Annotated in this window: 12 protein-coding genes; 3 read left to right on the top strand and 9 right to left on the bottom strand. The window is 57.1% G+C overall.

From position 1 onward, the window contains the following. Positions 1–31: 31 nt before the first annotated feature. Complete coding sequence (locus KF767_09620; protein ID MBX3018136.1) at positions 32–388, top strand: PilZ domain-containing protein; 357 nt, start codon at positions 32–34, stop codon at positions 386–388. 5 nt (positions 389–393) lie between these two features. After that, positions 394–1,194 carry a tetratricopeptide repeat protein gene (locus tag KF767_09615; GenBank protein ID MBX3018135.1) on the top strand — a complete coding sequence of 267 codons (801 nt, stop codon included), beginning with the start codon at positions 394–396 and terminating at the stop codon, positions 1,192–1,194. 104 nt (positions 1,195–1,298) lie between these two features. Here the strand turns inward: KF767_09615 and rpsT are convergent, their stop codons facing one another. Next, entirely contained in the window at positions 1,299–1,574 is a 276-nt protein-coding gene (gene rpsT / locus KF767_09610; GenBank protein MBX3018134.1) for a 30S ribosomal protein S20, read from the bottom strand. A gap of 64 nt (positions 1,575–1,638) precedes the next feature. Between rpsT and murJ the strand changes: the two genes are divergently transcribed. Further along, the gene (gene murJ / locus KF767_09605; protein MBX3018133.1) at positions 1,639–3,273 is read left to right on the top strand and encodes a murein biosynthesis integral membrane protein MurJ; all 1,635 of its coding nucleotides are present in this window, start codon (positions 1,639–1,641) and stop codon (positions 3,271–3,273) included. A 93-nt stretch (positions 3,274–3,366) separates the two neighbouring features. On the opposite strand, the gene KF767_09600 is transcribed toward murJ, so the two are convergent. The 8 genes from KF767_09600 to KF767_09565 are packed head-to-tail and all read right to left on the bottom strand — an operon-like array spanning position 3,367 to position 12,262. Then, positions 3,367–4,023, bottom strand: coding sequence for a hypothetical protein (locus tag KF767_09600; protein MBX3018132.1), 657 nt, complete (start codon positions 4,021–4,023; stop codon positions 3,367–3,369). Positions 4,024–4,045: 22 nt separating this feature from the next. Then, positions 4,046–6,079: a hypothetical protein gene (locus KF767_09595; GenBank protein MBX3018131.1), complete on the bottom strand. Its 2,034-nt coding sequence runs from the start codon at positions 6,077–6,079 to the stop codon at positions 4,046–4,048. A gap of 45 nt (positions 6,080–6,124) precedes the next feature. Next, on the bottom strand, positions 6,125–6,880 hold the full coding sequence (locus KF767_09590; protein ID MBX3018130.1) for an outer membrane beta-barrel domain-containing protein: 756 nt from the start codon (positions 6,878–6,880) through the stop codon (positions 6,125–6,127). 53 nt (positions 6,881–6,933) lie between these two features. Then, positions 6,934–8,289: an AgmX/PglI C-terminal domain-containing protein gene (locus tag KF767_09585; protein MBX3018129.1), complete on the bottom strand. Its 1,356-nt coding sequence runs from the start codon at positions 8,287–8,289 to the stop codon at positions 6,934–6,936. Continuing rightward, on the bottom strand, positions 8,286–8,585 hold the full coding sequence (locus KF767_09580; GenBank protein ID MBX3018128.1) for a hypothetical protein: 300 nt from the start codon (positions 8,583–8,585) through the stop codon (positions 8,286–8,288). The genes KF767_09585 and KF767_09580 overlap by 4 nt, the downstream gene beginning before the upstream one ends. Then, positions 8,582–11,230: a hypothetical protein gene (locus KF767_09575; GenBank protein ID MBX3018127.1), complete on the bottom strand. Its 2,649-nt coding sequence runs from the start codon at positions 11,228–11,230 to the stop codon at positions 8,582–8,584. Before KF767_09575 ends, KF767_09580 begins: the two co-directional genes overlap by 4 nt. A 10-nt stretch (positions 11,231–11,240) precedes the next feature. Beyond that, positions 11,241–11,720 carry a biopolymer transporter ExbD gene (locus KF767_09570; protein ID MBX3018126.1) on the bottom strand — a complete coding sequence of 160 codons (480 nt, stop codon included), beginning with the start codon at positions 11,718–11,720 and terminating at the stop codon, positions 11,241–11,243. Next, positions 11,717–12,262, bottom strand: coding sequence for a biopolymer transporter ExbD (locus tag KF767_09565; protein ID MBX3018125.1), 546 nt, complete (start codon positions 12,260–12,262; stop codon positions 11,717–11,719). Before KF767_09565 ends, KF767_09570 begins: the two co-directional genes overlap by 4 nt. Positions 12,263–12,333: the final 71 nt, after the last annotated feature.

Here is a 12,333-nt window from a genome sequence, read left to right as displayed (position 1 = left end):
CTTTCGTTCGGGAATTTCCGATCCGTAAGACATGGAAAACACGAACGCGCACATCTACCGCCGCAAGTTCCCCCGTCGTCGCTTCAAACGCTCCATCGGCGTTTTATCGGGCGGCAAGTACTTCATGACCACCGGTTTTGAAATCGGTGAGGGCGGGCTTTCCTTCCGCTCGGAAAAGGTCATCCGGATGGGCGCACTGGTCGTCTTGAATTTCCAGGTTCCTGAAGGGGAGTTCATCAGCGTCCGCGCCGAAATTCGGAATACCGAAGTGCTGGCCGACACGCATCCCGGCGAGGTCGTCTACGGCTGCGCTTTCGAGAATCTGGTTTTCGAGCGCAAACGCGAGATCCGCAACTTCGTCACCAACCGCGCCGAAAGCGAAGTTTAATCGTCATGACCACGATGGCGAAGCTCGAAGGACTAGAGGCCCTGATCCTCGACGCCGGCGCGCGATTCAGTGCCCAAGAAACGCTGGTCGAACTCGCGACGGTACTCGAATCTCTTCACGCCGACGGGGCGGAAGCGCGCGATCATCAGCGCTGTTTGCATTTGATCCATTTGGTGAACTATAAGATCGACCGTTTCGAAGAGGCTTTCGATTACGGCTACCGGGCCCTGACGGCTTTTCCCGAGATCCGGCATCTGTCGCCCAATGCGACTTTGATGTTCCCTTACCGCATGGGCGAGTGTTGTTTGCGGCTGGACCATTTCGAAGACGCGATCCCGTACTATGAGCGCACGCTCAATGCCTTGAATTTGCAATCGCCGGAAGAGTCCGACGCGAAACTGGGGACGCTCGAAAAGATCGGCTACTGCTTGCATCATGCGGGTCGCAGCGAAGAGGCGCTCGAGGTCAACCGCGGGCTTCTGTTGCGGGCCGAGGCCTTCTTCGGGCCGATGGATCCCACTTTGGCGTCGGTGCTCACCAACCTGGCGGCGAACACTTTCGACACGGGGGACTTCGCCTCGGCACTGGCTTATCTGGAGCGGGGCTACGAGATCTGCGCGCAGCTCCCTGAGCAGGCCTTCGAATTTTTATTTCAATTGGGCGCCCTGTGCGTCGAGCGGGGGGACCGCGAAAAAGCGATGGAGTGGTTCCAACGCCAACTCGCCATCGCCGAGTACATCGAAAGCCCCGACCACATCGAAGAAGCCTGGCGCAATCTCGAGATGCTGAAGGCCGGCGCGGCCTAGGCCGCGCCCAGACTCTGGCGGCTGAGGCCGTGCTCAAAAGAAAACCGCCAGCAACGCCGGCGGTTCTTCGACTGTCCATTCAAAAACGGAACGAAAGAGTCTTCTTACTTGGTCGCTTCTGCGGCCATTTTCGAAATGCGCTTCGAAATACGGCTGATTTTGCGCGAAGCGGTTTCTTTCTTGATCACGCCTTTGTTGACCGAAGCCATGATCTTCGCGGTGAAATCGCGGAGGGCTTGCTCAACGTCTTTCGACTTTGCGGCGATGGCGGTGGTCAGGGTCTTTTCGACGGTCTTCACACCTTTGCGAGCTTGCGAATTGCGAGCGGCACGTTTGATCGTTTGACGAGCGCGTTTCTCTGAGGACTTATGATTTGCCAAGTGAGACCTCCTAAAGGACACTTTGAATGCTTGAATAGACAGCTTCGAGGAGTGGTTTCGTAGCATGGCCGATGCTTTGAATCAACAGCAAAAAACCAAGCCAAATCAAGACGATGCTTCGCGCTCCGTGGTGGTCCAAGCCCTTTTCATGGCGATGGGGACCCTGACCAGCCGTGTGCTGGGTTTGGTGCGGGAAGTCCTTTTTGCCGCTCTTTTCAGCCGGGCGATCACCGATTCGTGGTACGCGGCCTTCCGACTTCCCAATATTTTCCGCCGTTTGCTGGGGGAGGGCTCCCTTTCGGTCAGCTTCATCCCGGTCTTCGTCGAAGCCCAAATGGAATCCAGCGCCCGGGCGCGCAACCTGGTGAACAGCTTCTATACCCTGTTTTTGATCGTGATTTCGGCTCTGACCGCCGCCGGGATTTTCGGCGCCGAGACGATCCTGCCTTATCTTCTGGATGAGGCCTTTCTTTCCCAACCCGAACGCCGCGAGATGGTGCTGCGGATGAGTCAGATCATGTTTGGCTACGTCTTTTTGGTCTGCACTTACGCCTATTTCATGGCGATTTTGAATGCCCTGGGGAAGTTCGGCTGGCCCGCGCTGGCGCCGACGTTCTTTAATATCGCCATGGTGGCATCGACCCTGATCCCCATCCACTACCTGGGGTGGCCGGGGCAGGCGCTCAGCTGGGGCGTGATCGTGGGCGGGGCGCTGCAGATGGCGGTCTTGCTGCCGTCGCTGCATCGGCTGGGGTACTTGCCGGTCTTTTCATTCAACTTCTGGAACCGCGATGTCCTCAGGGTTTTGCGCGCCATGGGACCGGGGCTTCTGGGGATGGGGCTTTTACAGATCACGACTCTGGTGAATATGAACTTCGCAAGTTCCCTGGGCGAGGGCCCGATCTCGTACCTGAATCTGGCGGACCGCCTGATGGAGCTACCGCTGAGCCTCGTTTCGGTCTCGATCGGCACCGCGCTCCTGCCGACGCTCAGTCGGCTTTGGAGCGAAGAGCGCAAAACCATGATGATCGAAACGGCGGATGAATACTTCCGTCTGAACCTCTTCATCTGCTTGCCCGCGGCGGTGGGGCTATTTTGCCTGGCCCGGCCCATCGTGGAGCTTTTGTTTGAGCGCGGCGAGTTTCGCAGCTTTGAAACCGAAATCGTCGCGAGCGTGATTCGCGTCTACTCGGTCATCATGATCTTCACGAGTTCGGTGCGGGTTTTCGTTCCGGCCTTTTACGCCATCAAAAACACCTGGCTTCCGGCGGGCGTTTCGGTGGTTTGTCTCCTTCTGCACATCTACATCGCCCCGATGCTGATGGAAACGTGGGGGCTGACGGGCCTGAACCTGTCCACGCTCATCAGCGTGACGCTGAATTGGATTTTGCTTTTGATCGCGTTCCGTATCTTGATCGGCAGCTTCCCGTGGACATCGCTTCTGTGGTCGATGCTGAAATGGAGCGTGCCGCTGGCGGGGCTCTTCGTGTGGCTCCAGAGCTATTCGTTTTCGCGTTATCTGGTCGGGGATACGTTCATCATGAAGATGCTGGTCTTGGCGTTCACGATCGCCGTGGGCGTGATCATTTTCGCGGTTTTGAGCTACTACATGTCGGTTTCGGAATTCAAAAATACGTCCGAGATCTTCGTGCGTAAGCTCCGCCGCCGTTATCCGCGTTGGTTCAAGGGGGAGGCATGATGGCCCAAGCCTTGGCGAAGCGAGCGACGGAGTCCGAAGAGCCACCGCCGAAAAGCTAAGCGCGGGTCCGTTCACCCGCGCCCGCCTCGACGCTTAACCGCCCTTGAGGGAAGCTAAGTTTTTCTTCACGGTTTCTTGTTCGGTCAAAGCCTTATCCCACTTCGCCGAGTCTTTTTCGTAGCGCGATTTCTTGCCGCGCCACTCTTTTTCTTCGCCGGCCAAGCGGTCGTCGCGGACTTTGGCTTCGGCTTGGAGTTTCATGAGCTGGTCGCCCCGCGATTTCCACTCGGCGTGGGCCGCGCCGACCTTTTCACGTTCGCTCGTGATTTGGGTCAGGTTCGTGCGGCGTTTGTCGATCGAGTCGCGCAGCAGCTGGGCGGCTTTTTCGAGCTCTTGGATTTTCCGTTCCTCGGCGGCGATGGCTTTCTTTTCGGCCTCTTCGCTCTTCTTGAATTGATCCAGGGACTTTTCGATTTCGCCCGTGGTTTTCTGGTTCACGGCGATTTCGCCTTTAAGTTTGGTCATGTCGGCCTGCACGCTGCCGCGCGCGCGTCCCACTTGGCCGAGATTTTCGGTCACGACCCCGAGGTTACGCGCGTTGTCTTCGCGGTTGGCCTTCGCGTTTTCGATGTTCTTCTCGACGCGGCTGAAGACTTCGGGGCTGGAGCTTTGCGCCCACGCGAGTGAGGCGGCAAAAGCGTTGACGGCGGCGAACAGGGCAAGACGTTGAAGTAATTGATGCGAGTTCATGTGTTTGATCCTTCCTTAGATCTTAGTTGCTAGCGGTTTCTTTGGCGCAGACGTTCGAGAGCGATGAACGGAAATGTCCGAGCTCGTCCTCCCAAATTTCACCTTTGAACTTCCAATTCACGGCCTCGTCCTTCTTGGGATTGAGGCTTGCTGTTCGACGGGCTTCGATTTCGCCGCCCGCCGCTTGGAAGCGCAGGTGATCGCCGGCGCCGTTGTAGATTTCGTACAAAAGAACTTCCGACTGATCGATCACGCCTTTCAGCGCGCCGTGCAGGGACGTGCGACGCTGCGAAAGCGCCTCGAGGGCCAGGGCCTTACGTTCGTCCTTCAATCCTTCCAGCTTCGCGGTGATTTCGGGACGGATCTGGGCGAGCGACTTACGCGCGAGCTGCAACATTTTCGATTCCACTTTCGCGGATTCCAATTGGTTTTTCAGCTTCGCCATTTTTTCGGCGTCCGCTTTCGCGGCGACGGCCGCAGAAACGGCGTCGGAAGCCTCGGCGATCTTTTTCGAGAGTTCGCGCTCTTGCTTGACCACGGTTAACGACAGGCCACGGAACGCCTCGAGTTCGTCTTCGAATTGGTTGATGCGCACCTGGTGGCGTTGGAAGTCCGGATCTTGCGTCCAGGCGAACAGGAACGGGCGGGCGACACCCTTGACGTCGCTGACACCCGGGTTTTTCGCGAACTCGCGGATCGTATCGTAGTCCGACGTGCCTTTGACTTTTCCGTATCGCTCAAGACCTTCCAGAATCGGTTTGTATTTGCGTTGCAGATCCTGCACGACCTGCAGGGCATCGGCGTACTGGCACAGGTTCAGGTAGCCGACCGTACGGATCAGGTAACTGTCCGGCGAATACGACTTCTTGAAGAAGTCCGTATGCAGCGAGAACATATTCCCCGCCGCGCCTTCGAAGTCTTCATAAAGGATTTGGCTGAGGGCTTGCTCCATCATGGCTTCGGGCCAGACGGGGTTGTTCTTCGGGACGTTCCGGTAGGCTTCGAACGCGTTGTTGAAGTCGCGGCTCTGGAAGCTCAAACGTCCCATAAGCATATTGGCTTTGGCTTTGATCTCGTTTTCGCGGAAGGCTTCGGGGTGCTGTTTCAGCGCCGTCGCGAGCGAGGTCTTCGCGGGGGCGAGGCTGCCTTGACGGTATTCCAACAGCGCCTCGAAATACGCGCGCAGACCGAAGATCTTTGAGTTCGGCGCGATCTGTTTCAAAGTTTCGAGCGCGTCTTTGACCTGTTTCTGCGCGATTTGGCGGTGGACCCGTAACATCAGGTAGGCGTCCGAAGGGGCCTCGACTTTGAGCGACCCAAATTGCGTTTCGCTTAAATGTTGCACCCACACCGATTTATCCATATCCGAGTTGCGCACCAGGCTTTCGGTCGCACGCGTGGACCATGCGGGGGTTCCGCGACTCAAGAACTCCAGCAGCGTCACTTCATATTGGACGCGTAGTCCGAGCGCGAGGGCCGCGTGCGCGTAACCCCAGCGGGCCGAGTCTTGTAGCGCCGACTTTTTCGTCATCAAGGTCGCGAAGTTTCCCAAAGCGGGGAGCGGTTTTTTCTGATCTTCCAGAAGGACGTAAGCTTCGAACAAACGAAGCTCGTCGGCGGTGTAGCTCTCGACGGTTTTCAGTTGATCGTTCGTCTCTTTGAGCTGCAGGACGGCTTCGGCCCCCAATGCGGGCATGGCCCCTTTCGGAAGTTGAAACGCCGCCGCGCCTTTGGGTTGGGCGACGGGCGCTTCGGGTTTCATGTCCAAACCCTTCAGCGAAGTCTCGGGACGTGCGCCACGGGCCGCGGGCGCTTGAAAGCGCGCCGGCACGTCGGGAATCACCGACGGGCGATGCTGAAATTCGAAGTTCTTTTCGTTGGGCAGTTGATGCCGCGGGATCACGACAGGCTTGCCGCCCGCGTTCTGCGGCGCGCGCGCAATCCGTTTCGCGGGAGCGGAGGTTTTCGTGGGGCCGGCGGCTTGCGCGAAGCTCGCGCTACCGACGAGGGCGGCGAGCATAAGGGGAGCGTAGCGAACCTGGTTTTGTCTTTTCATGGCGAAAGTCCTTTTCTGCCTTTAGTTCTGATATCCGGTTCTTAATTAGTAAAAGAAAGTCACGCCCAGCAGGATGCTCGTATCCTGCGCGCTCAGGTTGGGCAGTCCGCGATCAGCCTCCGTTTGGCTGCCGCTCAGCTGGTAGCGCTGACGATCCTGGCTGGACCACTTGTTCTTGATGTCCAAGCGCAGGGCGATGTGTTCGTGGAAGAACAACTGCTGGGTGATATCGAAGTTGAACGAGGTCGCCGATTTCGTTTCCGGGCCGATATTGCGTTGGACTTCATATTCCGTTTGTCCGATGCCCGCCGCGAACTGCATGTCGAAGTACAGGATCGACGTGTCCAGGAAACTCATTTTCGCGTAGAGGGGAACGAAGATGACGTTTAAAGATTTGTTGCTCACGAATTTATTATAGTCGACTTGCACGCCGTACTGGTCGCGATATTTCGTCACGCCGTCGTTATCTTTTAAGTCGCCTTTTTCGTATGCGAACTCGACACCCCAGCGCTCATTAAAGAAGTACCCAATGGCCGCGTTCGTCATCCGGCCCGTAGAGTAGCTGTCGTTGAGGAGGGGGCCGTACGAAAGTGAGATGTAGGGGCGGTTCGCTTTCGTGTACGTGCGGTTTTGGACCACCGAATAGTCGCTGTCCTTCGCCGCCCAGTATTTCTCTTCGAGTTTTTTCAAGTCCACCTTGTCCGAGTCCGCATTTTGCGCGAAGGCCGGGGTGGAAATTCCGCACATCAAAGCCAAGAGTCCAATTTTGATTGCGTGGGGGATTGTTTTTGTCGTCTGCATGAAGAACCTCCGATGTTCTTTCAAGTGTGTGTCTGACCTTTTATTCTTTTCTTTTAATTCGTCGTCTTAAACAGGAACGGGTAGTTGACCGAAACTTGGACCCCGCCTTTCGGCGTCGGGAACTTCCACTGGGCGACCTTGTCCAGGATGCAGCCCTCGACGCGTTGGTCTTTCAGGGTCGATTCGCCGATCTTCTGCGTTTCGACTTTCCCCGAAGCCCCGATCACGAAGCGGACGGACACCTTCCCGAACAGATTCGGGTTCGCGGACAAAGAGCGTTCGTAGCAGTACAGGATGTGACCGATGTTGCGGCGGATGAAATCCGCGATCACTTCACGGTCGAGTCCTCCGGTGACTTCGGATTCTTGATCCAGCAGATTCACGCCGGACGTTCCGATGCCGTTACCGGCCAGACGGGCGTTGCCGCCGGTCCCGCCCGCCAGCGAGCCGCCGACTTGCCCCGAAACTTTGGTGCCGGCCGCAGTATTCCAGTCCGTCGACGGTCCATCGAGATTCGCGACGCCCATCGCGGGGGCGTTCAACGTGCCGTTCGGGCCGATCGAGGCGGGCATCCGCGACGCTCGCTTCAGGAATTTTCCGGCGCGGGCGGCGATGGATTGCGAAAGATCTTGGATGCGGGCCACGCGGTTGTTTTGGTTTTCGTTCTTTTTGCCGGGGGCTTCGGGGGCGCGGCGCTCGGTCGGAGGCACGAGCTTCATGACCAAGGGCTGCGAGGATTTCGGAATTTCATCCGCCGCCACTTCGACCGAGGTCTTTTTAACGAACGACGTCGAAAGCGCGCCGATCATGAAGACCGCCAGGATCGAGGCCATCACGATTTTGTCGTGACGCGAGGTCTCGAAGCTCTCTTTCAAGCTCTTCAGGTAGGCGGCGACCCCCTGACGGGCCAGGGTTTTCTGGCGGATTTCGAAGGAGCCTTGGGTTTCATAAATCCACGTGCGTGACGGTTGGGTCTTCACGGACATATTTTCGCCCGCGAGTTCCAGGTTCAAAGTTTCGCCGGGTTGAACGCGAGCGGAGTGGAACAGGTGACCGCGGTTATGGAACAGGACGATCTGCTCGCCCAGCTCGCCTTCGGTCGGCGCGTCGTCGAAGATCGACTTTTGCTCGACGATTTCGGTCGAGAACACGAACTCACCGATGCGGAATTTTCCGGTCCCGCGTAACGGCACCAGGATCGGCGCCTTTTCGTTCAGACTGAACGAGTGGTAAGTCCACGCGCCATCTTCGAAAAGGATGCAGCCTTCGATGTGTTCCGACATCGCTTTGGGCAGACGGATATCGGCCTTACGCGAGTGGCCCAGGACCACCTGCTCGCGGTCGTGATCGAAACGGTAGATTTTTTCGCGGCCGTCCTGGCCTTTTTGCGTGACGAAGAGCTGATTCATTTCGCGCTCCGGGTACGGGTCATTGTGGTATTCAGAATCTCGTCGGGCTCACTCCCGCGGATCCGGGCATCCATGTCTTTCTGAACTTCGTACAGCGGGAAGAACTTCAGGTTCTTCTTCTGCACGAGGAAGGCGCCCTCGGGGTTACGAATCGTCCCTTTCATGGTCATCTCTTCGAAGTTGACCTCTTGGACTTTCGAACGTTTTTCGGAGCCGGCGCCCTTTTTGAACTGCGCGTAGCCGGGCAGTGCCAGGAAAACCGAAACCAACGTGATAAGGACAGTGAATTTCATCATGACTTCACCTCTTCCGATGCGATGAGCTCCTTCAATTGGAGCTCGAGCGGACTGATCAGATTCTGCATCTGTTCATCCAGGGATTTCTTCTCTTGAGCGTTCAGTTCTTCTTTGATCTCGACGGCTTTCAGGGCCTCGATCGAGTGCTGGAAACAACGTTTCAGGCCTTCGCGGGCGTCACGGGATGTTGCCGGGTCTTGGCCCGCCATTTGGATCGTGGACATGAAGGCTTCTTGCGCTTTGCCGAGTTTTTCGAGTTTCATGCCGATGACCATTTGCAAACGGGTCAGCGAGCTCTTCACGCTCTGGCGACGGAGTTCTTGCTCCAGGACGCGCGCTTGCAACAGGCGCGCGCGGGCGCGCACGATCGCGGGTTTGGAGGAAGCGACCAGGGCACGCGACTCGTTGAAAACCTTTTCGACTTTGCCGGCTTCGAAATCCTTTTCCAGACGGGAAACCAGGATCAGGCTTTTTTCGGGCTCCATGCCGCGTTTTAAAATCTCGTTTTCCAGTGCGGCGATGCGCGCGGGCGAGCCGTTGTACTGGATCAGGTTTTCGCGGTAGGTCCACAGGATCTTGGCGACCTCGTTGCCGTTCGCGCGTTTCAGCGAGGTTTCGAAAAGCTCGACGCTGCCCGGGCGTTTCGCGGCGGGCGTCTTATCGAAACGCACCAGGATCTGTTTCAGGCCGTCCCACAAACGCACGTCTTTGCTGTCGGCTTTACGCTCGATCAGTTCGAAGGCGACTTTGTCTTCGTTCATGGTCAACGCGAGCGCGAGCGTCTTCCAGTAGACGGGCTCGGTGACTTTGACGTCGTTTTTGTAGGCCTGCATGAAATCCAGATATTCCTTCAGCTTCTTCGCATCGCCATCGGTCCCGGTGGGGGCCGTTTCGAGTTTTTCGAGCTCCAGCTGTGCGACCAAGCGGCGCAGTTCGGTTTTGCGGGTCGTGTCGGTCGTTTTTTCGGTGATGCCGTCCAAAGTTTTACGGAACTCGGCCGTCTTGTTCTGCGCTTTCAGCGTTTCCAGAAGCAAGTTCTCGGCGGGGACGCGGGGATCTTCTTTGGCATCCTTCGCTTTGACGTTGGTGGCGAGCACGGTGCGCAAGTTGGCTTCGGCTTTCGCGAAATCCATTTCGGCGTACTGGATGTTCGCCAGACGCAAGAGCAGCTCGGCCTTGAAGGGCGTTTGCGGGAAGTCCTTCAGGTGGACCAGAACTTCTTCTTTATAAAACTCGGGGGCGAGGACGGCATTTTTGTTCTGATCCATCCAGCGGTCCAAAGAAACGAGGCTTCCGTACTGGTATTTCTCGAGGGCCTTTTCTTTGAGTTTCGCGTCCGCCTTGGGAGTTTTATCATTTTTCGTTTTCGCGACCAGTTCGCGGTAAATCCGCGCGGCATTTTCGAAATCGTCGGATTGGAAAAGCAGTTCGGCGTAAGCCTCCAGCGTTTTCGGGCGGGGATCGGGATTGCGCTGAATTTCGATCTCGAAAATCTCTTTGGTGGCTTTCAGGGCCGCGGGATTTTTGGTTTTTTCCCACGATTTCCATGCGTCTTCCGCCGATTCGGTCAGCTGCACGCGCAGGTCCTGTTTACAGACCTCGGCGTCGTCGGGTTGGATCAAACACAGGTCGTAGGCGGCTTTCAAGTGCGCGACCTGATCGGTGGGATCTTTGCGTTCTTTGGCGTCCTTCGCCATCAGCAGGCGAAACTGGATTTTGCCGGTTTCGTCGGTGCCGCGTTTCAAGTATTCGTTCGCGATCAAGCGCGCGTCTTTATGTTTGGAGTGCGAGCGGTAGATGTTCGCCATCCGGTAAAGGCCCGCCGCCGTTTCTTGGGGCGTGGTGAACTTTTGGAAGAAGTCGAAAGCTTCGTTCGAGGCGCGGGTTTCGGTCAGGTACAGGGCGATGTCCCGCAACGATTCGCTCCGTAACGCGAAGCCTTCGGGTTTTTCGGGATCGACGGCTTTGACCAAGCCCATGAGCTTCGCGATCGCGTCTTCGTTGCGTTCCAGGTTGTAAAGGGTCCACGCCGCTTTGTACTGCGCGTAGTGCGAGATCTTGATTTTATCGCTGGTCGCGGCTTCGTTGAAATGGCTGAGGGCCTGGGTATAGCGTTGGCTGTCGTAGAAGACTTCGCCGATCAGCAGGTGCGCGTCGGAACGCCATTCCGATTTCGGATACTTCGCCAGCAGCATTTCGACTTCCACGGTCGAGGGTTTGAAAAGGCCCATCTGCGCGAGGGTCAGGGCTTTGTGGAAGTGCACGCGATCCGCGTGGGCGTATTTCGGGGACTTGGTCTGGATCTGCTGGAAGCACTCCACCGCTTTTTTCAGCGGGCGCAGCGCGGCCTTTTCTTTGATGACGGGCGGAAGCAGCGACAGGTTCTTGTCGTTTGTGCGGTTCAAATTGAAAAAACGCACGGACTTCGCCTGCTTCAGGTGAAGTTCCGACAAGCGCTCGAGCAGATCGGGCTCGTCGGGCGAACCGCGGCGTTTTTCAAGAATGCGCTCCAAGGCCTCGATGGCTTTTTGTTCGCTCATCGATACGAGCGCTTCGGACGCGACGGGATCTTTGACGATCTCTTTCTGCGCGAAAGCGGGCGAGGTCAAAAGCAGCAGGGGAAGGAGGAAACGCGACGTCTTCATGCGATCCTCCTTAGCGCCCGAGCACGGTCGCCAATTTCACCTTGGCGAAACCCGCGGCCGAAATGGTCGTGAGGTAAGGGGCCAGCGAAGCCATGTTCTGACGTGAGTCCGCCGACAAAATGACCGCATCGTTCACCGACGGTTCGGTCGGCGCTTTGCCTTTCAGCGCTTCGAACAGGGGTTTCACGAGCGCGGGATTGTGCGGATCCAGGTCGCTCGCCTGCGGACGTCCGTCGGTGAGCTTCGCGACGACCACGCCGTCGATTTTGATCGCGTCTTTGGAAACCAACACTTGCGGGACGCGTTTGGGCTCTTTCATCGAACTCGACATCGGCAGCTTCGTGGTCGGGTCCATCTCGACGTTGAAATCCGAGGTGGCGTAAGTCTGCAGCAGGAAGACCAGCAGCAGGGTGAACATGTCGCACATCGAGGTGATATTCAGGGGGAAGGTGCCCGATTCGCGGCGCGCGGGTTTTCTAGAGCGTCTCATGTGGCCTCCGACGGTTCGATCATGACTTCGGGGAACATCCACTGAGTCTTCTGCGGTTGATCGGGTTTTTCTTTGTCGCGGTAAGTGAACTCCACGGTTTCGCTTTTCGACTTGCGGGCTTCGTCCATCAAGGAAACGGTCTCTTGATACGTGACGGTGCCCGAAGCCTTGAGGATCAAGTGGAAGCTTTCGGGGTAACGCTTTTTGATTTCGACGAGTCCCGCGTGCACGGCTTCGAAGTCGATGACGCCCTCTTTGGCGGGAATTTGAACTTCCTCGTTTTTACCGTCGATGGTCATCACGAGGGTGACGTCTTTATCGTTCTCGGCGACCATTTTGATTTGGACTTTTTGCTCGTGGCTTTGCTCGACCGCTTTGGCGAGCGAGCCCGGAAGATCGCTTTCGATCGTCATCACCTGTACGAAGGCCGACGAGATGAGCAGCACCGGTACGAGTTTGACCAACACCGACAGCAGCGGTGCCAGATCCAGTTCGAATTCGTGATTCGCCTCGCGGCGAGGTGTATATCTTTTGCCTCTCATCCCATCCTCCTGAAGTTAGTTTTCATTCCTTCGCGGTCGTCCCCGCCGCGAAGGATTGGCCCAGCACCGTC

This window comes from Pseudobdellovibrionaceae bacterium (assembly GCA_019637875.1).
Lineage (GTDB): Bacteria > Bdellovibrionota > Bdellovibrionia > Bdellovibrionales > Bdellovibrionaceae > JAHBUW01.
Note: the sequence above shows the minus strand (reverse complement) of the source record. Positions and strands in the feature narration are given on the sequence as shown.